The sequence below is a fragment of the Ornithinicoccus halotolerans genome (genome assembly GCF_009602535.1).
GTDB classification, from domain to species: Bacteria; Actinomycetota; Actinomycetes; order Actinomycetales; family Dermatophilaceae; genus Ornithinicoccus; species Ornithinicoccus halotolerans.
The window spans coordinates 1-23,650 of the sequence record NZ_WIQI01000024.1 but is presented as its reverse complement, the minus strand read 5'-3'; the positions used below and the strand labels follow the sequence as shown (position 1 = coordinate 23,650).

The window sequence follows — 23,650 nt, the reverse complement described above, 5'->3', positions numbered from 1 at the left end:
ACGCGGCTCAGGTCGGTCTCACGTGTCCTGCCGGGTTCGGTGGCGGCGCCCCATTCTTCCGGCCCGCCAGCGGTTGTGGTGGACAACGCGTACCGACTTCATCATGCTTGCCGGTCAGGACGCCCACCGGGTACGGCGTCCGCCGATCGACCGACCGAAAGGACCGGCACGATGGACGACCTGGCGCGCAGGCTTGGACTCCGGACGAACCCGACGATCTTCTTCTGGTCGGCGGGCCTGATGGTGCTGATCCTCATCATCCTGCTGTCGTTCCCGGGACCGATCGGGAGCGCGTTCTCGAGCGGGCGGGAGTGGGTCGTCACCAACCTCGGCTGGTTCTTCATCCTCGGGGTCACCACGTGGGTGATCTTCCTGATCTGGGTGGCGTTCAGCCGGTTCGGCTCGTTGCGCCTCGGCGGGCCGGACGAACGTCCCAAGTACGACAACTTCTCCTGGTTCGCGATGCTCTTCGCCGGCGGTATCGGCACCATCCTGATGTTCTGGGGGGTGGCCGAGCCGATCTCGCACTTCTCGAGCCCGCCCCGCAACCTGGAGCCCTACAGCGTCGCCGCCTCCCAGGACGCGATGGCGTTCTCGCTCTACCACCTCAGCCTGCACACCTGGGCGATCTTCACGCTGCCGGGGCTGGCGTTCGGCTACTTCATCTACCGCTACCAGCTGCCGATGCGGGTCAGCTCGGTGTTCTACCCCTTCCTCAAGGAGGGCATCCACGGCCCCATCGGCCGGGCGATCGACATCTTCGCGGTGCTGGGCACGTTGTTCGGGCTCGCGGTGTCGCTGGGCCTGGGCACCTCCCAGATCAGCGCCGGCCTCAACGCCCTCACCGGGGTGCCCGACGCCGTCTGGCTGCAGGTCATCATCATCACCGTCCTGACGATGGTCGCCGTCAGCTCGATCGTGGCCGGCCTCGACAAGGGTGTCCGGCGGCTGTCGAACCTCAACATCGGCATGGCGATCCTGCTGATGCTGTTCATCTTCTTCGCCGGCGAGACCGTCTTCCTGGCCCGGCAGCTGATCGAGACCATCGGCATCTACGCGCAGAACCTGATCCCGCTCTCGTTCTGGAACGACGCCATGGCCCGCTACACCGACGACGGCGGCTGGGGCTGGCAGGGCGGCTGGACCGTCTTCTACTGGGCCTGGACGGTGACCTGGTCACCCTTCATGGGGGTCTTCCTGGCGCGCATCTCCCGGGGCAGGACCGTGCGGGAGTTCGTGGTCGGCGTGCTGGCGGCACCGTCGGCGTTCACGCTGATCTGGTTCACGGTGTTCGGATGGTCGGCGATGGAGATCGACGGCATCGGCGGTGACGGTGGCGAGATCTCCGCCGCGGTGGCCGAGAGCGTGCCGCTGGCGATGTTCGCCTTCTTCGAGCACTTCCCGGGCACGACCCTGCTGCAGGGCCTCGGCGTGGTGATCGTGGCGCTGTTCTTCGCCACCTCCTCGGACTCGGCCTCGCTGGTGGTGGACATGCTCTGCGCCGGCACCGAGGAGTCCGGGCCGACCCGGCAGCGAGTCTTCTGGGGCGTCTCCGAGGGTGCGCTCGCGGCCTCCCTCATCGTCCTCGGCGGCGAGGCGGGCCTGACGGCCTTGCAGGAGGTGATCACCGTCATCGGGCTGCCCATCTTCATCCTGGTCTTCGCGATGCTGTTCGCGCTGCTGGTCGGCTTCCGCAGCGAGCGGGACCTGATGTCGGAGCGGCAGATCCGGCGGCAGGAGCGGCGCGCCGCCCGACGGGAACGCCAGCCGGAGAGCGAGCAGGCACCGGCGACGTCGGCCGAGTGAGCGAGTGACCGGCCGGGCCGCGGACCGCGGCTGCTATCAGCGCGGCAGGTCCGGCAGCGTCCCGTCCTGCTCGTAGCCACGCACCATGTCGATGCGCCGCTGGTGCCGCTCCTCCCCCGAGAAGGAGGTCTGCAGGAAGGCGGTCACGATCGCCCGGGCCTCCTCCTCAGTGGTGAAGCGCCCCGGCAGCGACAGCACCCGGGCGTCGTTGTGCTCCCGGGCGAGGGTGGCCAGCTCCGGGGCCCAGCACAGCGCCGCCCGCACCCCGGCCACCTTGTTGGCGGCGATCTGCTCGCCGTTGCCGGACCCGCCCAGCACCAGGCCGAGCGAGTCGGGGTCGGCGGCGACCGCCTCGGCGGCGCGGAGCACGAAGACGGGGTAGTCGTCCACGGCGTCGTAGTGACGCGGCCCATGGTTGACCACCTCGTGGCCCTGCTCCGCCAGCCAGGCCACCAGGGATTCCTGCAGCTCGTAGGCGGCGTGGTCGCCACCGATGTGGATGCGCACAGGGTCCTCGCTCTCAGCTGAAGTCGGGTCGGGCGGTGCGGGTGCGCTTGAGCTCGAAGAAGCCCGGGGTCCCAGCCACCAGCCGGCAGCCGTCCCACAGCCGGCCGGCGGCCTCACCCTTGGGGGCCGGTGTCACCACCGGACCGAAGAAGGCCACGCCCTCGACGGCCACCACGGGGGTGCCCACGTCGTCCCCCACCAGGTCGATCGCGCGCTGGTGGCTGCGGCGCACCGCCGCGTCGTGCTCCTCGGCGTCGGCCACCTGCGCCAGCTCGGCCGGGAGGCCGACCTCCTCCAGCACCTCTGCGGTGACCGTGGGCAGGTCGCCGGTGCCGCGGCCCTGCCCGTGGATGCGGGTGCCGTAGGCGTCGTAGAGGCGCTTGCGCAGCTGGTTCGCCTCCTCGGCGCTGCCGCCGTGCTCCTCCACGGCGGCGGTGATGACGCGGACCGGCCCGAAGGAGCGCTGGATGCGGCGCTGGTAGTCCGGGTCCAGCTCCCGATCCTCGTTGAGCACCGCCAGGCTCATCACCGACCAGGTGATGTCCAGGTCGCGGACCGTGGCGGCCTCCATGAGCCACCGGGAGGTCATCCAGGCCCACGGGCAGGTCGGGTCGAACCACATCTCGGCCGCGGTGCGCTGCGGGGTCGTCTCAGTCGTCATGACACCATCGTCGCACCGACCGATTCTCCCCTGACGCCAGGAGGCGCCCGCATGCCCGGAACGAACCTGACCCGCGAAGAGGCTCGTCAGCGTTCGCAGCTGCTCACCGTGCGGTCCTACGCCATCGCGCTGGACCTCACCCGCGGCGAGGAGACCTTCCGCACCACCACGACCGTCGACTTCGACGCCGAGCCGCGGGCGGAGACCTTCCTGGACCTGGTCGCCCGCTCCGTGGAGTCGGTCGAGCTCAACGGTGAGCAGCTCGACCCGCAGCAGGTCTACGTCGACTCCCGCATCCGGCTGCCGAACCTGCAGCGCCGCAACACGGTGACGGTGGACGCCACCGGCGGGTACATGAACACCGGTGAGGGGCTGCACCGGTTCGTGGACCCGGCCGACGGCGAGGTCTACCTCTACACGCAGTTCGAGGTGCCGGACAGCCGCCGGGTGTTCGCCGTGTTCGAGCAGCCGGACCTCAAGGCCACCTTCCAGCTGACGGTCACCGCCCCCGCGCACTGGCAGGTGATCTCCAACCAGCCGACCCCGGAGTCGGTGCCGGCCCCGGAGTCCGCCGCCGGCGGCGGGGAGGCGGCCCGCTGGGAGTTCTCCCCCACCCCGCGGATCTCCAGCTACATCACCGCGCTGGTCGCCGGCCCCTACGACGTGGTGCGGGACGAGGTGGCCACCCGCAACGGCACCGTCCCGCTGGGTGTGTTCTGCCGCCGCTCGTTGCGCCCCTACCTGGACGCCGAGGAGATCCTGGCCGTCACCAAGGCCGGGTTCGCCTTCTACGAGGAGGAGTTCGACCACCCGTACCCGTTCGCCAAGTACGACCAGGTCTTCACGCCGGAGTACAACATGGGCGCGATGGAGAACGCCGGGTGCGTGACCATCGTGGAGAGCTACGTGTTCCGCAGCCGGGTGCCGGAGGCGGTCGTGGAGCGCCGGGCGCTGACGATCCTGCACGAGCTGGCTCACATGTGGTTCGGCGACCTGGTGACCATGCGGTGGTGGGATGACCTGTGGCTCAACGAGAGCTTCGCCGAGTGGGCGTCCACCACCTGCCAGGCCGAGGTCACCGGATGGCGGGACGCCTGGACCACCTTCGCCACTGCGGAGAAGGCATGGGCCTACAAGCAGGACCAGCTCTCCTCCACCCACCCGGTGGCCGCCGACATGGTCGACCTCAACGCCGTGGAGGTGAACTTCGACGGCATCACCTACGCCAAGGGCGCCTCCGTGCTCAAGCAGCTGGTGGCCTACGTCGGGCGGGATGCCTTCCGTGAGGGGCTGCGCGCCTACTTCGCCGCCTACGCCTGGGACAACACCACGCTGCAGGACCTGCTGACCGAGCTGGAACGCACCTCCGGGCGCGACCTGGCGACGTGGTCCCGGCTGTGGCTGCAGACCGCCGGGGTCAACACGCTGCGGCCGGTGCTGACGGTCAGCGACGCCGACGGCACCATCACGGCCGCGGCGATCGAGCAGACCGCGGCCGAGGCGCACCCGGTGCTGCGCCCCCACCGGCTGGCGGTGGGCTGCTACCAGCTGCAGGGTGACCGGCTGGTGCGCACCGAGCGCATCGAGCTCGACGTCGACGGCGAGCGCACCGAGGTGCCGCAGCTGGTGGGCACCCGGATGCCGGACCTGCTGCTGGTCAACGACGACGACCTGGCCTACACCAAGGTGCGGCTGGACGAGCACTCGCTGGCGACCGCGCTCTCCCGACCGCGGGCGCTGCAGGCCTCGCTGCCGCGGGCGCTGGTGCTGGGGGCGGCGTGGGACATGACGCGGGACGGCGAGCTGCCGGCCAGCGACTACGTCCGGCTGGTGGTGGCCGCGCTGCCAGGGGAGACCGACTCCACCCTGCTACGGGTGCTGCTGCAGCAGGTGGCCACCGCCGCGCAGCTGTACACCGCCCCCGGGCGTCGGGCCGGGGTGCTGGCGGACCTGGCCGCCGGCCTCCGGACGGCCGCCGAGGGCGCCGAGCCGGGCAGCGACGCCCAGCTGCAGCTGGTCACCGCCTGGGCGGCGCTGGCCCATCGCGAGTCGGACGTCGCGGCGCTGCGGGGGCTGCTGGACGGCGACCGCCCGCTGCCGGGACTGACCGTCGACCAGGACCTGCGCTGGGCACTGCTGGTCTCGCTGGCCGCCGCCGGGGCTGCCGGCGAGGAGCTGGTCGCTGCCGAGGAGGAGCGGGACCGCACCGCCACCGGACGCGAGCAGGCCGCCCGCGCGCGGGCTGCGATGCCGACCCCCGAGGCGAAGGAGCGCGCCTGGCGGGAGGCGGTCGAGGAGACCGGGCTGGCCAACTCGGTGCTGCGGGCCATGGCGCAGGGCTTCGGCCAGGTGCACGACCCGGCGCTGCTGGAGCCCTACCGCGCCCGCTTCCACGAGCAGGTCGGCGACGTGTGGCAGGAGCGGACCCACCACATCGCCGAGGGGCTGGCGCGCGGCTTCTACCCGGTGGCGCTGGCCGACCAGGAGCTGCTGGAGGCCACCCAGTGGTGGCTGGACACCCACGCCGACGCGCCCGCGGGGCTGCGGCGGGTGATGGCCGAGAACCGGGACACCGTCGCCCGGGCGGTCGCCGCCCAGCGGGCCGACCGCTGAGGGGTGGCGGCCCGGGCGGCCGCTACCCCTGCCGGGTGACGGTGCGGGCCAGCCGGCGGGCCGAGCGCCGGGCGAACAGCTCCTCCAGCAGCAGCGGTCGCCCCTCGGGGCCGGCCAGTGGCACCCGCCAGTTCGGGTACTCGTCGGCGGTCCCGGGCTGGTTGATGATCCGGCGGTCCTCGGCCAGGTCGGAGACCGACACCCCGAGCAGCAGGGCCGGGGTCCAGGTGAGGTACCGGTGCAGCGCCTCCACCTGCTCGGCGACCGTGGCGCCCTCCCGGAGCAGCCCGCGCTCGCGCAGCACGGCCAGCACCTCCTCGCGGGCGGCCTCGTCCTCGGCCCGCTCCAGCTCCTCCGGCCTGGTGAGCAGCCCGAGCCCGGCACGCAGCCGGATGTGCTCCCCGGTGAGGTAGCCGGCGGTCGGGGGCAGGTCGTGGGTGGTGACCGTGGCCAGGCACAGCTCGCGGTACTCCTCGGCGGGCATCGGCCCACGCTCGGTGCGCTCGAACCACAGGATCGAGGTGCCCAGGATCGCCCGGTCGCGCAGGTAGTCGCGCACCCACGGCTCGACCGTGCCCAGGTCCTCCCCCACCACGAGGGCACCCGCCCGGTGCGCCTCCAGCAGCAGGATCCCCACCATCGCCTCGTGGTCGTAGCGCACGTAGGTGCCCTGGTCCGGGGAGCTGCCCTGCGGCACCCACCACAGCCGGAACAGCCCCATCACGTGGTCCACCCGCAGCCCGCCGGCGTCCCGCAGCACCGCGCGCAGCATCGCCCGGTAGGGGGCGTAGCCCAGCTCGGCCAGCCGGTCGGGGCGCCACGGCGGCTGGCTCCAGTCCTGGCCGCGCTGGTTGTACTGGTCCGGTGGTGCGCCGACCGTGACGCCCCGGGCCAGGGCGTCCCCGAGCATCCAGCTGTCGGCCCCGTCGGGGTGGACCCCCACGGCGAGGTCGTGGACCACACCCAGCCGCATGCCGGTGTCACGCAGGTCCCGCTGCACCCCGGCCAGCTGGTCGGCCAGCACCCACTGCAGCCAGCAGTAGAACTCCACCTCGGAGGCCAGCTCCTCGCGGGCCCGGGCCGTCGCCTCCCCGCGGGGGTCGTGGAGCTCCTCCGGCCAGTCCCGCCAGCGCGGTCCGTGCCGGCCCACGAGGGCGCACCAGGTCGCGAAGTCCAGCAGCTCCTGCCCCTCCCCCTCGCAGAACGCCTGGAACGCCCGTTCCCGCCGCAGCGAGCGCGGCTGCTTGAACACCAGCCGCAGTGCCCCCTCCTTGGCCTGCCAGACCGCGTCCCGCTCCAGGAAGTCCAGCTCCAGGTAGCGGCGGGCGTCGTCGGCGTGCCACTCCACCAGCTGCCGTTCCGCGGCCGAGAGGTAGCCGACCTCCGGCACGTCCTCCACCCGGACGTAGATCGGGTTGACGAACCGCCGGGTGGTCGGCAGGTACGGCGAGGGCTCCATCGGCGGCACCGGCTCGGCCGCGTGCAGCGGGTTGACCAGGACGAAGTCGGCCCCCAGCCCGGCCGCCCACGCTCCCAGGTCGCCCAGGTCGGCCAGGTCACCGGTCCCCCACGAGCGCGCTGAGCGCATGGCGTACAGCTGGGTCATCACGCCCCAGCGCTGGTCGGCGGCACCGGAGCCGTGGCCGCTGACCTCCAGCCGGGCGGGGGTGACCACCAACGTGGCCCGGGCCGGCCGCTCACCCGCGCCGGTCACCTCCAGCCGGTGCCATCCCAGCGGCAGGTCCTCGGGGAGCCGCAGCGTCCACCGGGCCACCGTCTGGCCGTCCAGCTCACGCTGCTCACCGGGTCCCTCCGCGGCCGGCAGCACCCGCTCCTCGCCCGACTCCAGCAGGAGCCGCGGCTGCGGCCCCGCCTCGGCGCCGTGGTGCGCGGCAGGCACGGGGGCGTGCAGGGGCACCTGCTGGCTGCGGCCGGCGACGGTCACGACCGTGGGCGGCAGCGCATGCCGCCACTCCCGGTCCCGGTTCGCCCGTAGCGACGTGGCGGTCTGGACGTCGTCACCGGCCGGTACGTCCAGCGCCGCCAGCACCCGCCGGATGGTCTGCTCCGGGACGGTGCTGGGCCGGCCCTGCCAGTCGGTGAAGTCGGTGGCGACGCCGTAGGCGCGGGCCAGCTCGACGAGGGACTCTGGCAGTGACGACGGCACGGTGGTTCCCCTTTCGCCCCCAGGCGGGGAGGACTCGGTCACGGAGCACGGCGGACCAGCACAGTCTCGCAGGGTGGTCCCCGCCCGGCGAGCACGGCCACCGGACTGGGCACAATGGAGAGATGTTCTGGGAGACCACGGAGGGCATGCTGCTCTGGCTCGTCGGAGCCCCGCTGCGCATCGCCGTCATCCTCGTCGGCGCGGTCGTGCTGCGGTGGCTGGTGCACCGGGCGATCGCGGGGCTGGAGGAACGCACCGTTGACCGCTCCCAGGAGCGAGAGGGGGAGGAGCCCAGCCGCAGCAAGCGGGACCGCGTCGCCGCGGCGCGCCGGCGGCAGCGGGCACTGACCCTCGGCTCGCTGCTGCGCAGCGTCTCGACGTTCGGCATCGCCGTGATCGCGACGCTGACCGTGATGGCCGAGGTCGGCCTGCCGCTGGGCCCGCTGCTGGCCAGCGCCGGCGTCGGTGGGCTGGCCATCGGCTTCGGTGCGCAGACCCTGGTGCGGGACTTCCTGTCGGGCATCTTCATGATCGTCGAGGACCAGTACGGCGTCGGTGACTACATCGACACCGGCGAGGCCACCGGCGTGGTGGAGGAGGTGTCGCTGCGGGTGACCCGGCTGCGCGACTACAGCGGGGTGGTGTGGTTCGTCCGCAACGGCGAGATCGTCCGGGTGGGCAACCAGAGCCAGGGCTGGTCGATGGCGGCCATCGACATCCCCGTCTCCTACGACGAGGAGCCGGACCGGGTGCTGACGATCCTGCGCCGGGTCGTGCAGGAGGTCTTCGAGGACCCGGAGTGGCAGCCCAAGCTGCTCGAGGAGCCCAGCGTCGCGGGCGTGGAGTCGGTCTCCGGCGGCGTGATGACGCTGCGGGTGTTCGCCAAGTGCCGTCCCGGTGAGCAGTGGGCGGTGCCGCGTGAGGTGCGCGAGCGCGCCAAGGAGGCCTTCGACGCCGAGGGCATCCGCGGGCCGAGGATCATGCCGTTCGACCAGCGCTCTCCGTGACCGGTGCGGCCCGGTCGGGCCCGGGGAGCACCGCCGCGGCCGCCGAGGCCAGCACGCAGAGCACCGTCACGGCGACCAGCGCCCGGTAGTCGACGACGGCCAGCATGGCCGCCGCGCCGGCCGTCATCGCCGTCTGCGGCAGGTTGATGGCCACCGAGCTCGCCGCACCGGTGCGGCCCTGCAGCCGGGGTGGGGTCAGCCGCTGCCGGGCGGTGGTGAAGGCAACGACCGTCCAGGTCACCCCGAACCCCACGGCCGCCAGCCCCACGGCCAGCGCCGGCAGGCTGCTCAGCGCCACCGGCACCAGGCCCAGGCCGAGCAGCAGCAGCCCCGCCGCGAACGCCCTGCCCTCGCCCCAGCGACCGATCGCCCACGCGGCGGTCAGACCAGCCACGATGGCACCCACGCCCTGCACGCTCACCAGCGGGCCGAGCGTCGCGGCAGGCACCTCCAGCCCCTGCTCCAGCGCCGGGAACACGACCGCGTTGGACATGCCGGTGGCGCCGAAGGCGACGGCAAGCAGCACCGTCATCCGGCCCAGTGGGGTGGTCGCCCGCAGGTGCCGGACGCCGGCGGAGATCTCCTGCCAGTAGCTGCCTCGCGCCGCCGCGTCCTCCGGCGGGCTCTCCACCAGGGCCAGCCGCAGCAGCAGCAGCCCGCCCGCGCCGAAGCAGGCGACCGTCAGCAGCACGACCGCGCGCGGCCCGGCGGCGACGTAGAGGGCGGTGCCCAGCAGCGGTGAGAGCAACCGCAACGACTGGTCCACGGTGGTCAGCACCCCGTTGCCGGAGGCCAGGTCCTCGTCCGGCAGCAGGTCCCGGACCAGGCCGGTCTGGGTGGCCGCGGTCAGGTAGCCGACGCAGCCATAGGCCAGCACCACCGCGTAGAGCAGCCACAGCCAGCCGGGGGAGGTGACCAGTACCAGCGAGAGCGACACCAGCGCGATGCCGCCGTTGGTGGCCGCGAGCAGCCGGCGGCGGGAGCGGACGCGGTCGGCCAGCTGCCCCAGCAGCGGCGCCACCAGCGCCGGCAGCCCGAGCATCACGAAGACGAGCGCCGCGGCCGAGTCGGAGCCGGTCAGCTCCTTGACCCACACCGCCACCATGAGGAACAGCGCGCTGTCGGCGAGGTTGGTGAGCACCCAGGCCCGGGTGAGCTGGCGGAAGCCCCGGTGCCGCCAGGCCGCCGGGCGCCGGCGCCACCAGCTGCTCGGCGCGGCGGTGTCCGCGGCGGGGGTCGGTGGGGCGATCTCAGCCATCGTGGTGCTCCGGGTCCGGGTTGACGGTCGCGAACAGCCGGCCCCGGCGGGCGCCCTCCGGACGCAGCGAGGGGTCACGGTCCCGATCGGCGAACCGCGCACTCAGCTCCTGCACCGCCCGGCTCAGCTCGGCCATCTCCGCTGCCGTCGCCCAGAACGAGGCGGTCGTCACCGTCGTCGCCAGCAGCCAGTCCTCGCTCTCCCGGTCGGCCCTGCCGAGGAACTGGTGGACCCGCTCGGTCTCGCGCAGCAGGGACAGCGCGGCCACCTCGGTCACCGCGGGGAGCGACCCGGGCCGGCCGAGGTCCGGGCGCACGTCCAGCCCGGCCGTCACCAGCCGCCAGGGCTTCTCCCGCCCGCGCTGCTCACCGCGCTCGATGAAGCCGTACTTCGCCAGCATCCGCAGGTGGAAGGAGCAGCTGGCCACCGACTCGCCCAGCCGCTCGGCGCACCGGGTGGCGGTGGCCTGGTCCTCCTCGCGCAGCAGCTCCAGCAGCTCCAGCCGCACCGGATGGGCCAGCGCCCGGATCCGGGCCGGATCGGTGATCGGTGGCGGGGTGCCCTCGTCGCTCATACCGGTGAGCCTACGACGCACAAGAATACTTGCACAAGCTTTCTTTCGCAAGATGTCTTGTGCATCACTGCCCCAGGTCCGGCGCACTCGCGGGACTGCGTCACACTGGAGGGGTGAGTGAGCAGCCGCAGACCGAGACCTTCTACGAGCGCGTCGGGGGCCACCAGACCTTCGTCACGCTGGTCCGGGAGTTCTACCGCGGGGTGGCGCAGGACCCGCCGCTGCGTGAGCTCTACCCCGAGGAGGACCTGGGCCCGGCCGAGGAACGGCTGCGGATGTTCCTCGAGCAGTACTGGGGCGGGCCGAAGACCTACTCCGAGCAGCGCGGTCACCCGCGGCTGCGGATGCGACACCTGCCGTTCCGGGTCACCCCCTCCCAGCGCGACCGCTGGCTGCACCACATGAACGCCGCCATCGACACCCTTGACCTCGCCCCGATGGATGAGGAGCTGATGCGCGGCTACATGCAGCACGCCGCCACCTTCATGATCAACGCCGAGGACGAGCCGGGGGGCTGACCCGGCCCACGCGCGGCGGCGAGCGGCCGGGTGATTTCGCTCGCCGGGCGGGCCGCCGTCAGAATGTCGCGGTGACCTTCCACCCCGCCGCGTCCCATGCCCGCGACCACGCCGCTCCCGCCGCCTGGTGGCGGCACGCCGTGATCTACCAGGTCTACCCCCGTTCCTGGGCCGACGGGAACGCCGACGGGGTCGGTGACCTGCCCGGCATCACCAGCCGGCTGCCGCACCTGCGGGAGCTGGGAGTCGACGCGCTGTGGCTGTCCCCCTTCTACGTGTCCCCGATGGCCGACGCCGGCTACGACGTCGCTGATTACACCGACGTCGACCCCGTCTTCGGCACGCTCGCCGACGCCGACGCGCTGCTGGCCCGCGCCCACGAGCTGGGGCTGCGGGTGATCGTGGACCTGGTGCCCAACCACACCTCGGACGAGCACGCGTGGTTCCAGGCGGCGCTGGCGGCCGGGCCAGGGTCGGCCGAACGGGCCCGCTACCACTTCCGCGACGGCCAGGGCGAGGACGGTTCGGAGCCGCCCAACAACTGGAGCTCGGTCTTCGGCGGTCCCGCCTGGACCCGGGTCACCGAGGCCGACGGCGCCCCCGGTCAGTGGTACCTGCACCTCTTCGACCCCAAGCAGCCGGACCTGGACTGGGACAACCCCGAGGTGCGGGCGATGTTCGAGCAGGTGCTGCGGTTCTGGCTGGACCGCGGCGTCGACGGCTTCCGGGTGGACGTCGCGCACGGCCTGGTGAAGGCCGAGGGGCTGCCGGACTGGCACGAGCGGACCGGGATGCTCGGCTCGGCCGAGAAGCCGGGCGAGCCGCACACCAGCGTCGACGTGCCCGAGCACGAGGCCGCCCACGACGAGCCGGACCGCGCACCGATGTGGGACCAGGACGGCGTCCACGAGATCTACCGCTCCTGGCGGCGGCTGCTGGAGGAGTACAACCCCGAGGACGACCCGCAGCAGGACCGCATCCTGTGCGCCGAGGCCTGGGTGCAACCGGTCGAGCGGGCGGCGCGCTACGTCCGGCGGGACGAGATGCACCAGGCCTTCAACTTCGACTTCCTGCAGGCGGCCTGGCACGCCAAGGACCTGCGTGAGGTCATCGACCACTCGCTGGCCGCTGCCGGATCGGTCGGCGCGCCCAGCACCTGGGTGCTCTCCAACCACGACGTGGTGCGCCACGCCAGCCGGCTGGGGCTGCCCGTGGGCCAGCCCCGGCCCAACGGCATCGGCATCGGCGACGAGCAGCCCAACGCCGTGCTGGGCCTGCGCCGGGCCCGCGCGGCCACCGCGCTGATGCTGGCACTGCCCGGCTCGGCCTACCTCTACCAGGGCGAGGAGCTGGGCCTGCCCGAGCACACCGCCCTGCCGGACACGGTCCGGCAGGACCCCACCTGGTCCCGCTCCGGCGGGGCGGAGCGCGGCCGTGACGGCTGCCGCATCCCGATGCCGTGGGAAGCCGGCGCCACCGCGCTCGGCTTCGGCGACCAGGCGGCGACCTGGCTGCCACAGCCGGAGATCTACCGTGCCCTGGCGGTCGACCGGCAGGCGGGTGTGCCCGGCTCCACGCTGGAGCTCTACCGCACGCTGCTGACGCTACGCCGCGAGCTCGGGCTGGGCCTCGGTGAGCTGCGCTGGCTGGACGACACCCCGGAGGAGGTGCTGGGCATGCAGTGCACCGGGTCCGGCGGAGCGGCGGTCACCGTCCTGGCCAACCTGGGCGAGCAGGCCGTACCGCTGCCACCGGGCGAGGTCCTGGTCAGCACCAGCACCCTCACCGACAGCTCGCTGCCGGCCGACACCACCATCTGGCTGCGGAGCTGAACCCGGCCGGCCGCTACTCCCAGCGCACCGGCACCCCGTGGGGGACGGCACGGCCGAGGACCCGCTGCTCACCCTCCGGCCACTGCCGCAGCAGCACGAGGAACTCACGGTCCTCCCCCGGCGTGCGCTGCAGCGGCTCCAGCCGCAGGTGGGCGAACGGCGCCGCTGCACTGGCGCGGTCACCGAGCGCGGCGATCTCGGTCTCGACACCGGCCCGCTCCTCCGCGGAGAGGTACTGCCACATCACCGAGTGCCACAGCACGGTGACCGTGCCCTCCCGCAGCGCGAGCGCGCGGACGGCCGACAGCGCGTCCCGGCGGTGCACGGGCGCGGGGACGTCCCGCGCGACGGCCAGGGCGCCGCGCAGCCGGGCCAGCCGTTCGGCCTGGTCCGGCCACACGTAGGACTGCAGCGTGAGCCGGCCCTCCTCGGTCGTCGGGTCCAGCGGGGCGATGTCGACGCCGGTGCGCTCCACCACGTCCACGTCCACGTCGGGTGGGGGCGACCCCGCCCAGGCGCCCGGCAGCCGGACGGGGCTGTCGGGCGGGCCCCAGCCCGCGCCGGCCGGGTCGGCGTGGTCGTAGCGGAACCGGTCTGCGCGTAGGTTGAGGCCTGCCGAGGCGCCGATCTCCAGCAGCCGTACCGGACGTCCGGTCGCTGCCACGACGTGCAGCAGGCCGCCCATGAGCGCCGCGGCCCGGCCCACCTCGTTGGTCTGCGGAGGCTGCCGCAGCAGCTCGGTGATCTCGGCCTGGTGCTGCCGCAGCACCTCCCGCCAAGCCGGCCAGGCCGCGGCCAGCTCCCACCGGCCACCGGTCGAGGGGTAGTGGTGGGCGAGCGCGGGGGCGCGGCCCCGCAGCACCACCCGGTGCACCGACCCGGCCAGCCGCAGCGCGAGCGCCGAGGGGCCGGGGTCCTGCTCGTGACCGGCCAGCACCGCGCGCACGACCGGGTCTCCCTCCGCCACCGCGTCGGCGACCCGGTGCAGCAGCTCGCCGTACATCGGTGACCCCAGCCGCGCGCAGGCCTCGGCCTGCCAGCGGAACGCCGCCGCTACCTCCACCCGCTCACTCCTCCCGCGAGTCGGCCTGCAGCGCGTCCAGGCGACGGGGCAGCTCCCGCATCCCGACCAGCGGTGACAGCACGACCGGCAGCGCCGCCACCAGGGCCCCGCCGACCGACAGCCACATGGTCGGCAGCACCCCGAGCTGCTCGCCCAGCACCCCGCCGATGAAGGCACCGACCGGCATCGGCCCCCAGACCAGGAACCGGATGGAGGCGTTCATCCGGCCCAGCAGCGGGCGGGGGCACAGCCGCTGCCGGAAGCTGACCTGGGTGATGTTGTAGACCACGACCGCCCAGGAGACGAGGAACCAGCCCACCAGCAGCGTCGGCACCGACGGCAGCACCGAGGCGAGCGGGACCCCCGTGCTGGCGACCACCATCAGCACCGCACTCAGCGGGATCACCCGACCCTCGCCCACCAGCCGCGCCGTCCGGTCGGCGGTGAGGGCCCCCAGGATCCCGCCGACCCCGCCGGCGGAGAACACCAGGCCCAGCGTCGCCTCGTTCAGGCCGAGGTCGCGCAGGATGTAGAGGACGAACAGCGCCTGCACCGCCGAGCTGACGAAGTTGGACAGGCCGGTGCAGGCGGTGATCCGCACCAGCAGCGGGTGGCGCACCACGAACGCCAACCCCTCGGCGATCTCGGTGCGCAGCGGCCGCCGGTCGGCCGGGTCCGGACGCTCCTCCACGTGCCGCACCCGGCTGACGAACAGCGACGACAGCGCCATGCACACCGACGTCACCGCGATGGTCAACGGCGCCCCGATCAGCCGGAGCAGCGCCGCGCCCAGCGCCGGCCCGACCACCGCCGCGGTCTGCTGGCTGGCCTGCAGCTTGGCGTTGCCCTCGCCGATCTGGTCGGCATCGACGATCTCGGGCAGGTAGGACTGGTTGGCGACGTCGAAGAACACGGTGATGCCGCCGGTGACGAAGGCCACGACGAACAGCTGCTCCAGGGTGAGCACCCCGAGCACCCAGGCCGCCGGCAGTGAGAGCAGCACCAGCCCGCGGGAGAGGTCGCCGAGCACGAGGACCCGCTTCTTGCGCCACCGGTCCACCCACGCCCCCGACGGCAGCCCGATGAGCAGGAACGCCAGCATCTGCAGCGACACCAGCAGCCCCATCTCGAACTCGTCCGCGTCCAGCAGCTGCACCGCCATGACGGGGATGGCCAGCCCGACCAGCTCCATGCCGAACACCGAAACGGTGTCGCCCATCCAGACCTGCCGGAAGTCGTGGTGGCGGAACAGGGTGCGGCGACGAGAGGGAGCCGAGGCGGGCATGTGGTCATCCTCAGCCAGCGATTGGGAAAAGTCAATCAGTTGCTACACTGCCGCCATGGCACCTGCCGCGTGGCCCACGCCCGACTCCGGTCCGGTCGGTCCTTCCCGCCGCGCGGCCACCGAGGCGGAGGCCAAGGCACTGGCGTCGGTGACCCGGGTGCGCATCCTGCGGCTGACCCTGCACCGGGCCCTGACCAACCGACAGCTGGCCGAGGCCCTCGGCCGCAACCCCGGCTCGGTGCTGCACCACGTGCGCACCCTGGTGGACCAGGGGTTCCTGCAGCCGCTGGAGCCGCGCCGCGGGACACGGGGGGCCCGCGAAGTGCCCTACCGGGCCACCGGCAAGTCCTGGCTGCTCGAGGTGCCGCACGGCGCACCGGTCCTGCTGGAGACGTTTCTGCAGGAGCTCGCCGCCGTCCCCGAGCACCAGGTCGACATGGCACGGCTGGGGCTTCGGCTCCGCCCGGAGGAGGTGACCGAGCTGCGGGAGCGGATGACCGCGCTGCTGGAGGAGTTCCGCCTCCGTCAGCCAGCCGGGCAGGCCGAGCGCGACGGCGAGGACTGGTCGGTGTTCGTGGCGATCCACCCCGACGTCAGCGCGTGAGGACGTAGCCCGCCGGGAGCGTCAACCGGGTCCAGGGACCCGCGCGGTGGACCACCCCGTCCACCGTTCCCAGGAACCCCAGCGCGTCCGCGGCGAACCCGGCACCGGCCGGCAGCTGCTGTGCCGCAGGGCTGCCGTCCTCCTGCACCGGCGCCAACCACACCCGCTGCCGCAGCGTGGCGACCGCCTGCGCCCCCGCCCCGGGCGGCGTGCCCCGCCCGACCGCGTCGACCCCTGCCTCGGCGGCCCGGCGCAGCGCCGCGACCGGCACCTCCCCCACCGGCTCCCACCCCGAGCGAGGTGGCGTCAGCGCGGTCCACGCAGGAGAGACCGTCGTGGGTGGCACCGGCAGGGCGGCTCCCACGTCACCGCTGGCGGCGCGCCGGGCCATCCGGTCGGTCACCGCGGCCAGCGGCACGGTGGTGTCCAGCTCGACCGGCCCGGCGGCCGGGTCCAGCGGCATGGTGCGCAGCCCCAGCACCAGCCCCTGCCCGAGCAGTCCCTGCCCGGGCAGCACGCAGACCCACGCGGCCAGCACCGCGCCGGCCGCCTGCAGCCGCACCGCTCCGTCGGCGTCCAGCCGGCGCGCGCGACCCACGTAGGTGCCCAGGTCCTGCAGGCTCTCGACGTCGGCCAGCGGCAGGCTCTCCACGCTCATCGGCTGCCACCCCGGCGCTCGCGGGCGTGACTGCGCAGCCGCACCGGTTCCCCCAGCACCCGCCGCAGCGATGCGCGCTCGTGGTCGCCCAGCCGGCGGGGCCGCTCGCGGTCCAGGTCGTAGGTGACCAGGGTCGACTCGGCGTGGGCGTAGGCCTGCGGGGAGCCCGGCTTGCGGACCACGTAGGCGACGTCGAAGTCGGCGGCCCCCAGCCGGGAGCACCACATCTCGACCACGGCGGGCTCGTAGCTAAAGGTCAGCGGCGCGAGGTAGTCGATCTCGGAGCGGACCACCAGCACCCCCTCCTCCAGCAGCGAGCGGTCCTGCCCGAACCACTGCCGGAAGGCGTAGACGCGGGCCTCCTCCAGGTAGCGCAGGTACTGGACGTTGTTGACGTGGCCGTAGGCGTCCAGGTCCGACCAGCGGACCGGCACCTCCACCACCGTGGTCTCGCCTGCCATGACCGTCATCCTGTCAGGACCGGGCTCGACTAGGCTCCCCCGGGTGAGCGACCTCGTGGACCCCGTGGACGACCTGCTGGACGTGCTGGACCTCCGGCGGGAGGGCAGCACCACGATCAGCGTGACCTCGCCGCAGGGGGTGGGGGAGGATCTCAGCGACTCCCAGGGCGACGTGTTCGTGGGACGCAGCCAGCCGCAGCCCTCCGGTCGGGTGTTCGGGGGTCAGGTGCTGGCGCAGAGCGTCATCGCCGCGGGCCGGACCGTCGCCGAGGTGGACGACGGGGACGGGCCACGGCACATCCACTCCCTGCACGGGTACTTCCTGCGCGCCGGTGACGCCTCGCAGCCGATCCGGTTCATCGTGGAGCGGATGCGCGACGGCCGGTCGTTCTCGGCACGGCGCGTCCACGCCGTCCAGGAGGGCCGCATCCTGCTGTCGATGATCACCTCGTTCCAGGAGCGGGCCGGCGGGCTGGACCACCACGCACCGATGCCCGACGTGCCCCCCGCTGCGGACCTCGAGCCGGACACCGAGGCGCTGCGCCGGATCGACCACCCGGTGGCCGAGCACTTCTCCCGCCGGACCGCGATCGACCTGCGCCACGTCGAACCACCGATCTACGCGGCACCGGACCCGGAGCGCCGAGCACAGCAGTCGGTGTGGCTGCGGGTGCCCCGCGGCCTGCCCGACGACCCGCTGCTGCACGCGGCGGTCCTGGCCTACAGCTCCGACTACAGCCTGCTGGAGGCCATCCTGCGCCGGCACGGGCTGTGCTGGGGCGATCCCCGGCTGCGGCCGGCCAGCCTGGACCACGCCATGTGGTTCCACCGTCCGGTGCGCACCGACGACTGGGTGCTGTACCACCAGTACTCCCCGTCGGCCCAGGGCGGCCGCGGCCTGGGCCAGGGACTCATGTACGCCGCTGACGGGACGCTGGTCGCCACCGTCGGCCAGGAGGGCATGGTCCGCCTCAAGTCCGACCCGCGGTAGCCCGCACACGTGTGGTGGCCGCTGGCCCCGCACCGGCGCCATGCTCGCCCCATGACACTGCACCTCCGCCCAGAGGGCGCTGACGACCACCACGCCGTCCGCGCCGTTCTCGTCGCGGCATTCGGCTCGGCACGCGAGGCCGACCTGGTCGACCGGATCCGGGCCTCTCCGCACTACCGGCCCGAGCTCTCCCTCGTCGCCCAGGTCGATGACAGGGTCGTGGGCCAGGTCATGCTGGACGGCACCTGGCTCGACTCCCGGGTCGGGCGCCGGGAGGTTCTCATGCTCACGCCCCTGGCCGTGGACCCGCCGTGGCAGGGCCGCGGCATCGGCAGGGCGCTGGTGCATCGAGCGCTCTCACTCGCCGACGACGCCGGGGAGCCGCTGGTCGTCCTGGAGGGCGCTCCTGGCTACTACGGCCGCCTCGGGTTCGCGCACGCCGCCTCCCACGGCATCGACCTGCCGCTGCCCTCCTGGGCCCCCCGAGGCGGGGCAGGTACGGCTGCTGACCCGTTACCGTCCCGGCGATGCGACGTTGCGTGGTCGGATCGTGTACCCACCGGCGTTCGACGCCCTGGACGACGCCGCGACCGCGGGCTGAGCAGGAGCGGCCGGGCCGGGGCCGCCTACCCGTGCTGGGCGCGGGCGAGGGCGTCGGCGGCCCGCACCAGCCCCAGGTGGCTGAAGGCCTGCGGGAAGTTGCCGACGTGGCGCCGGCGCACCGGGTCGTACTCCTCGGCGTAGAGGCCCAGCTCGCTGCCGGCGTCCACCAGCCGCGCCATCAGCGACTCCGCGTCGGCCACCCGTCCGGAGAGCGCATACTGCTCCACCAGCCAGAACGTGCAGATGAGGAAGGGCGCCTCGTGCCCGGCCAGGCCGTCGAGCCCGGCCGCGGTGCGGTAGCGCGCCACCATCCCGTGCTCGTCGACCAGCTCTGCCTCGATGCGCGCGACGGTGCCGAGCATCGCCGGGTCGTCGTAGGCCAGGAAGCCGGTGTGCGGCAGCTGCAGCAGCGCGGCGTCGACCTCGTCCACGTCGTAGGCCTGCAGGAAGGACCCGGAGGCCCGGTCGAACCCCCGCTGCCAGACCTCCTCGTGGAGCTGGTCGCGGACCTGCTGCCAGCGCTCGACCGGTCCGGCCAGGCCGCGCTCGCGCACTGCCCGGACCGCCTGGTCGAAGGCCGCCCACATCATCACCCGGCCGTGCGTGAAGAAGCGCGGCTGCCCCCGCATCTCCCAGATCCCGTTGTCCGGCCAGTCCAGGCGCTCCTCCAGGTAGTCGAGCATGGCGCACTGGAGGGCCCAGGAGAAGTCGTCCTCCTCCACGCCGGAGTCGCGCAGGCGAGCCAGGGCGATCATCACCTCCCCGACGACATCGGCCTGGTACTGGTCCACCGCGCCGTTGCCGACCCGGACCGGGCGGGACCCGGCGTAGCCGGGCAGGTGCTCCAGCTCGCGCTCGGTCAGCTCCCGCTCGCCACCCAGCCCGTACATGATCTGCAGGTCCCGGGGGTCACCGGCCACCGCCCGGAGCAGCCAGTCGCGCCAGTGTCGCGCGCCGTAGGTCAGCCCGTGGGCCAGCATCGCCTCCAGCGTCAGCGCCGCGTCCCGCAACCAGCAGTACCGGTAGTCCCAGTTGCGCTCGCCCCCGAATTCCTCGGGCAGCGACGTCGTCGCCGCGGCGACGATCCCACCGGTGCCGATGTGCGTCAGCGCCTTGAGCAGCAGCAGCGAGCGCCGCACCGGGGTCGCCCAGGGCCCCTCCGCCTGCAGCTGCGAGGAGAACTCGCGCCAGTACGTCCGGGTGAGCTCGAGTGCCTCCGCCACCTTGAGGGGTGGGGGCAGTGACCGCCAGGACTCCTGCGACGTCAGCACCCAGCACACCTGCTCCCCCGCGGCGAGGTGCACCTGGCCGACGCGCCCGCCCTGCGGTCGGCCCTCCGGGAGCGGCCCGTGCAGCGTCAGGCTCGCCGGTCCGGCCACCGCGACCAGCACCGGCTCCCCGTCCTGCTGCATCCGCCGCACCCACGGCCGCACCTTCCCGTAGCTGAAGCGCATCACCAGCGTCTGGTCGACGTCGACCTCGCCCTCGGTGCACTCGACCATGCGCACCAGGTCCGAGCCGTCGCCGGACGTCGGCATGAAGTCGGTGACCACCGCCGTCCCGCGGGGGCCCGCCCAGGTGGTGCGGAGAGTGAAGCTGTCCCCCTCGTACTGCCTCCCGGTGACGTCACCGTCCCGGACGCCCACCTGCCAGTGGCCGTTGTCCTCGTCCCCGAGCAGGGCGGCGAACACCGCCGGCGAGTCGAAGCGGGGCAGGCACAGCCAGTCGATGGACCCGTCCCGGGAGACCAGCGCTCCGGTGTGCTGGTCGCCGATGAATGCGTACTCCTCGATGGGGGTGTCGACCATGGGCCCCATCCCACCACGGGAGCGCACGCGCCGGGCAGTCGCCGCGGGCCCCCGGGTCACCGGCTGGCCGCCACCGTCGCACCGTCCGGCCAGGTCAGCCGCTGCCGGCTGCGGAACCGGCGCGGCTGCCCGGTGACCGGGTCGGTGAAGGTCAGCTCCTGGGCCAGCAGCGACAGCGGTCGGGAGAAGTCCTCCGGAGCCACGTCCTGCACCTGCGGGTACAGCGGGTCGTGCAGCACCGGCACCCCGAGCGCCGCCAGGTGCACCCGCAGCTGGTGGGTGCGGCCGGTGGCCGGCGTGAGCCGGTAGCAGCCCACGCCGTCGCGGGCCTCGAGCAGCTCGACCCCGGTCCGCGCGTTCGGCTCGCCGGGCACCTCGCGGGCCTGCAGCCGGCCGCGCTCCTTGACCACCCGGCTGCGTCGCACCAGCGGCAGCCGCAGGTCCGCGCGCACGGGGGCCAGCGCCAGGTAGGTCTTGGTCACGCCCCCGTCGGCGAACAGCGACTGGTACTCCCGCCGCTCCTCCTGGCGCCGCCCGCACACCAGCACCCCGCGGGTGAGCCGGTCCAGCCGGTGCAGCGGCTGCAGCCGGGACTCGTCTCGCTGCTCGCGTAGCCGCACCGTCACCGTCTCCCGGACGTGCCGGCCGCGCGGGGTGGTGGCCAGGAACGGCGGCTTGTCGACCACCACCAGGTGCTCGTCCTCGTGCAGCACCGGCAGCGGGTGGGGCACCGGGACCTCCTCCGGCAGGTCGCGGTACAGCCAGACCGCCGCACCGGGCCGGTAGGCGGTCCCTGGCCCGACCGGTGTCCCGTCGTCGAGGACCACCTCGCCCGCGGTCACCCGGTGCCGCACCCCGTCGGGGTCGCCGGTGACCTGGTCGAGGAACTCCACGACGGTGGTGGGGCCGGCGTGCTCAGCCTGCAGCGGCAACCGCGGCATCCGCACGCGTGCAGGTCCCAGCCCCTGTCGCGGTGGCAGCGACGGCTCGGGCCTGCGGCGGCGCGGCACGGCGGGGGCCGGTGCTCAGTCGCGGGTCAGCTTGCGGTAGGTCACCCGGTGCGGGCGGGCGGCCTCGGCACCCAGCCGCTCGACCTTGTTGGCCTCGTAGGCCTCGTAGTTGCCCTCGAACCAGTACCAGCTCGCGGGGTCCTCCTCGGTGCCCTCGTAGGCCAGGATGTGGGTGGCGACGCGGTCGAGGAACCAGCGGTCGTGGCTGATGACGACGGCGCAGCCGGGGAAGTCCAGCAGCGCGTTCTCCAGCGAGCCGAGGGTCTCGACGTCCAGGTCGTTGGTGGGCTCGTCCAGCAGCAGCAGGTTGCCGCCCTGCTTGAGGGTGAGCGCCAGGTTGAGCCGGTTGCGCTCCCCTCCGGAGAGCACGCCGGCCTTCTTCTGCTGGTCGGGGCCCTTGAACCCGAACTGGGAGACGTAGGCGCGGGAGGGGATCTCGACCTTGCCGACCTGGATGAAGTCCAGGCCGTCGGAGACGACCTCCCACAGCGACTTGTCCGGGTCGATACCGGCGCGCTGCTGGTCCACGTAGGAGATCTGGACCGTGTCGCCGACCCGCACGGTGCCGTCGTCGGGCTCCTCCAGCCCGACGATGGTCTTGAAGAGGGTGGTCTTGCCGACGCCGTTGGGACCGATCACGCCGACGATGCCGTTGCGCGGCAGGCTGAAGCTCAGGTCGTCGATGAGCAGCCGCTCGCCGAAGCCCTTGCGCAGGTCACTGGCCTCGATGACCTGGGTCCCCAGCCGGGGGCCCGGCGGGATCTGGATCTCCTCGAAGTCCAGCTTGCGGGTGCGCTCGGCCTCGTCGGCCATCTGCTCGTAGCGGGCCAGCCGTGCCTTGTTCTTGGTCTGCTTGGCCTTGGCGTTGGAGCGGACCCACTCCAGCTCCTTCTCCAGCCGCTTGGCGAGCTTGGCGTCCTTCTTGCCCTGCACGGCCAGCCGCTCGCGCTTCTTCTCCAGGTAGGTGGAGTAGTTGCCCTCGTACGGGTAGAGCCGGCCCCGGTCCACCTCGGCGATCCACTGCGCGACGTTGTCCAGGAAGTAGCGGTCGTGGGTGACGGCCAGCACGGCCCCGGCGTAGGAGGCCAGGTGCTGCTCCAGCCACTGCACGCTCTCGGCGTCGAGGTGGTTGGTGGGCTCGTCCAGCAGCAGCAGGTCCGGCTTGCTGAGCAGCAGCTTGCACAGCGCGACCCGGCGCCGCTCGCCCCCGGAGAGGAGGCTGACGTCGGCGTCCGGCGGCGGGCAGCGCAGCGCGTCCATGGCCTGCTCCAGCTGGGAGTCCAGGTCCCACGCGTCGGCGTGGTCGATGTCGTCCTGCAGCTGGCCCATCTCGGCCATGAGCGCGTCGAAGTCGGCGTCGGGGTCGGCCATCTCGGCGGAGATCTCGTTGTAGCGGTCCACCTTGGCCTTGATCTCGCCGACGCCCTCCTCGACGTTGCCCAGGACCGTCTTGTCCTCGTTGAGCGGCGGCTCCTGCTGCAGGATGCCGACCGAGTAGCCCGGGGTGAGCCGCGCCTCGCCGTTGGAGGGCTGGTCCATGCCGGCCATGATCTTCAGGATCGTTGACTTCCCGGCGCCGTTGGGCCCCACCACCCCGATCTTGGCGCCCGGGTAGAACGACATGGTCACGTCGTCGAGGATCACCTTGTCCCCGTGGGCCTTGCGGGCACGGGTCATGGTGTAGATGAACTCCGCCATGCCCGCCAGCGTAGCCGCCGGACGCGGCCGGTCCGAATCTGCTCAGCGGGCGGCGGCCGTGAGCTGGCTGCGGGTCTGCCGGTACCGCTCCAGCACCGCCTGCACCGGGGCCCGGACGTGGGTGCGGGCGACCTCGGTCACCGCGCGCCGCAGCTCCCGCTCGACCGCCCGCCGTCGTCGCCGCGCGCCGACCCGACCGGCGAGGCGGGCGGCGACCCCGAGGAGGGCACCGGCGAGCAGGCCGCCGACCAGCATCACCAGCGGCACCGGCAGCGGGCCCCAGGACGGCGCGTCGGCGGGCAGCTGCAGCCAGCCGAGGACGGCCAGCACCGTCAGCCAGGCCGCCCCCGCGACGGCGGTGCCCGCCAGCAGCAGCTGCAGCCCGCCCAGGACCGGCCACCACCAGGGGTTGCGGCCGCGCAGCGGGGTCTGCAGGACCGCCTGGTCCAGGGCGTCGGCCAACGCGGACTCGTCGGGGTCGGCGGCCTCGGCGACCGACTCGCGCCAGCGCGGCGGCAGCCCGGCG

The 23,650-nt window shown here is 73.3% G+C and carries 20 protein-coding genes and 1 pseudogene; 8 read left to right on the top strand and 13 right to left on the bottom strand.

Annotated elements, in window-relative coordinates; all coding sequences use genetic code 11:
- The first annotated feature begins 171 nt into the window (after nucleotides 1-171).
- A complete protein-coding gene (locus GFJ45_RS06725) occupies nucleotides 172-1,806 on the top strand; it encodes a BCCT family transporter (protein WP_153395457.1) in 1,635 nt (544 codons plus the stop codon).
- 36 nt (nucleotides 1,807-1,842) lie between these two features.
- On the opposite strand, the gene GFJ45_RS06720 is transcribed toward GFJ45_RS06725, so the two are convergent.
- On the bottom strand, nucleotides 1,843-2,313 hold the full coding sequence (locus GFJ45_RS06720; RefSeq protein WP_153395455.1) for a ribose-5-phosphate isomerase: 471 nt from the start codon (nucleotides 2,311-2,313) through the stop codon (nucleotides 1,843-1,845).
- Between the two features lie 13 nt (nucleotides 2,314-2,326).
- Nucleotides 2,327-2,974, bottom strand: a complete 648-nt coding sequence (locus tag GFJ45_RS06715) for a mycothiol-dependent nitroreductase Rv2466c family protein (RefSeq protein ID WP_153395453.1) — start codon at nucleotides 2,972-2,974, stop codon at nucleotides 2,327-2,329.
- A 51-nt stretch (nucleotides 2,975-3,025) separates the two neighbouring features.
- On the opposite strand from GFJ45_RS06715, the gene pepN reads away from it, so the two are divergent.
- Nucleotides 3,026-5,587 carry an aminopeptidase N gene (gene pepN / locus GFJ45_RS06710; protein WP_153395450.1) on the top strand — a complete coding sequence of 854 codons (2,562 nt, stop codon included), beginning with the start codon at nucleotides 3,026-3,028 and terminating at the stop codon, nucleotides 5,585-5,587.
- 22 nt (nucleotides 5,588-5,609) lie between these two features.
- Here pepN and malQ read toward each other — a convergent pair whose 3' ends face one another.
- On the bottom strand, nucleotides 5,610-7,754 hold the full coding sequence (gene malQ, locus GFJ45_RS06705) for a 4-alpha-glucanotransferase (protein WP_153395448.1): 2,145 nt from the start codon (nucleotides 7,752-7,754) through the stop codon (nucleotides 5,610-5,612).
- Nucleotides 7,755-7,876: 122 nt separating this feature from the next.
- Here malQ and GFJ45_RS06700 point away from each other — a divergent pair, with 122 nt between their 5' ends.
- Entirely contained in the window at nucleotides 7,877-8,761 is an 885-nt protein-coding gene (locus tag GFJ45_RS06700) for a mechanosensitive ion channel family protein (protein WP_153395446.1), read from the top strand.
- Here GFJ45_RS06700 and GFJ45_RS06695 read toward each other — a convergent pair.
- A complete protein-coding gene (locus GFJ45_RS06695; RefSeq protein ID WP_153395444.1) occupies nucleotides 8,733-10,019 on the bottom strand; it encodes an MFS transporter in 1,287 nt (428 codons plus the stop codon). The two genes, GFJ45_RS06700 and GFJ45_RS06695, sit on opposite strands and share 29 nt — an antisense overlap.
- A complete protein-coding gene (locus GFJ45_RS06690) occupies nucleotides 10,012-10,593 on the bottom strand; it encodes a helix-turn-helix domain-containing protein (RefSeq protein ID WP_153395442.1) in 582 nt (193 codons plus the stop codon). The genes GFJ45_RS06695 and GFJ45_RS06690 overlap by 8 nt, the downstream gene beginning before the upstream one ends.
- 113 nt (nucleotides 10,594-10,706) lie before the next feature.
- Between GFJ45_RS06690 and GFJ45_RS06685 the strand changes: the two genes are divergently transcribed.
- Nucleotides 10,707-11,111, top strand: a complete 405-nt coding sequence (locus GFJ45_RS06685) for a globin (protein ID WP_153395440.1) — start codon at nucleotides 10,707-10,709, stop codon at nucleotides 11,109-11,111.
- Between the two features lie 71 nt (nucleotides 11,112-11,182).
- A complete protein-coding gene (locus tag GFJ45_RS06680) occupies nucleotides 11,183-12,943 on the top strand; it encodes a glycoside hydrolase family 13 protein (RefSeq protein WP_153395438.1) in 1,761 nt (586 codons plus the stop codon).
- Nucleotides 12,944-12,956: 13 nt separating this feature from the next.
- Here the strand turns inward: GFJ45_RS06680 and GFJ45_RS06675 are convergent, their stop codons facing one another.
- Complete coding sequence (locus GFJ45_RS06675) at nucleotides 12,957-14,006, bottom strand: DUF2332 domain-containing protein (RefSeq protein ID WP_153395436.1); 1,050 nt, start codon at nucleotides 14,004-14,006, stop codon at nucleotides 12,957-12,959.
- Between the two features lie 4 nt (nucleotides 14,007-14,010).
- Nucleotides 14,011-15,291, bottom strand: a complete 1,281-nt coding sequence (locus GFJ45_RS06670; protein ID WP_153395434.1) for an MFS transporter — start codon at nucleotides 15,289-15,291, stop codon at nucleotides 14,011-14,013.
- 55 nt (nucleotides 15,292-15,346) lie between these two features.
- Between GFJ45_RS06670 and GFJ45_RS06665 the strand changes: the two genes are divergently transcribed.
- A complete protein-coding gene (locus GFJ45_RS06665) occupies nucleotides 15,347-15,895 on the top strand; it encodes an ArsR/SmtB family transcription factor (RefSeq protein ID WP_153395432.1) in 549 nt (182 codons plus the stop codon).
- Here GFJ45_RS06665 and GFJ45_RS06660 read toward each other — a convergent pair.
- Together GFJ45_RS06660 and GFJ45_RS06655 are read right to left on the bottom strand one after the other, a co-directional pair.
- Complete coding sequence (locus GFJ45_RS06660) at nucleotides 15,885-16,553, bottom strand: hypothetical protein (protein ID WP_153395430.1); 669 nt, start codon at nucleotides 16,551-16,553, stop codon at nucleotides 15,885-15,887. The genes GFJ45_RS06665 and GFJ45_RS06660 overlap by 11 nt on opposite strands.
- Nucleotides 16,550-17,014 (bottom strand): acyl-CoA thioesterase, encoded by a 465-nt coding sequence (locus GFJ45_RS06655; protein ID WP_228386615.1) that lies wholly within the window; start codon nucleotides 17,012-17,014, stop codon nucleotides 16,550-16,552. Before GFJ45_RS06655 ends, GFJ45_RS06660 begins: the two co-directional genes overlap by 4 nt.
- Nucleotides 17,015-17,057: 43 nt before the next feature.
- On the opposite strand from GFJ45_RS06655, the gene GFJ45_RS06650 reads away from it, so the two are divergent.
- Both GFJ45_RS06650 and GFJ45_RS06645 read left to right on the top strand, forming a co-directional pair.
- Nucleotides 17,058-18,005: an acyl-CoA thioesterase gene (locus GFJ45_RS06650; protein ID WP_228386613.1), complete on the top strand. Its 948-nt coding sequence runs from the start codon at nucleotides 17,058-17,060 to the stop codon at nucleotides 18,003-18,005.
- Between the two features lie 51 nt (nucleotides 18,006-18,056).
- Entirely contained in the window at nucleotides 18,057-18,749 is a 693-nt protein-coding gene (locus tag GFJ45_RS06645; protein ID WP_228386612.1) for a GNAT family N-acetyltransferase, read from the top strand.
- Here GFJ45_RS06645 and GFJ45_RS06640 read toward each other — a convergent pair.
- From GFJ45_RS06640 to GFJ45_RS16305, 4 genes and pseudogenes are all read right to left on the bottom strand, one after another.
- Entirely contained in the window at nucleotides 18,632-20,416 is a 1,785-nt protein-coding gene (locus GFJ45_RS06640) for a glycoside hydrolase family 15 protein (RefSeq protein ID WP_153395424.1), read from the bottom strand. The two genes, GFJ45_RS06645 and GFJ45_RS06640, sit on opposite strands and share 118 nt — an antisense overlap.
- A 56-nt stretch (nucleotides 20,417-20,472) precedes the next feature.
- Nucleotides 20,473-21,357 (bottom strand): pseudouridine synthase, encoded by an 885-nt coding sequence (locus tag GFJ45_RS06635; RefSeq protein ID WP_153395422.1) that lies wholly within the window; start codon nucleotides 21,355-21,357, stop codon nucleotides 20,473-20,475.
- An 84-nt stretch (nucleotides 21,358-21,441) separates the two neighbouring features.
- The gene (ettA, locus tag GFJ45_RS06630) at nucleotides 21,442-23,124 is read right to left on the bottom strand and encodes an energy-dependent translational throttle protein EttA (RefSeq protein ID WP_153395420.1); all 1,683 of its coding nucleotides are present in this window, start codon (nucleotides 23,122-23,124) and stop codon (nucleotides 21,442-21,444) included.
- Between the two features lie 42 nt (nucleotides 23,125-23,166).
- Nucleotides 23,167-23,650: pseudogene (locus GFJ45_RS16305) on the bottom strand (ABC transporter); the annotation flags it as partial.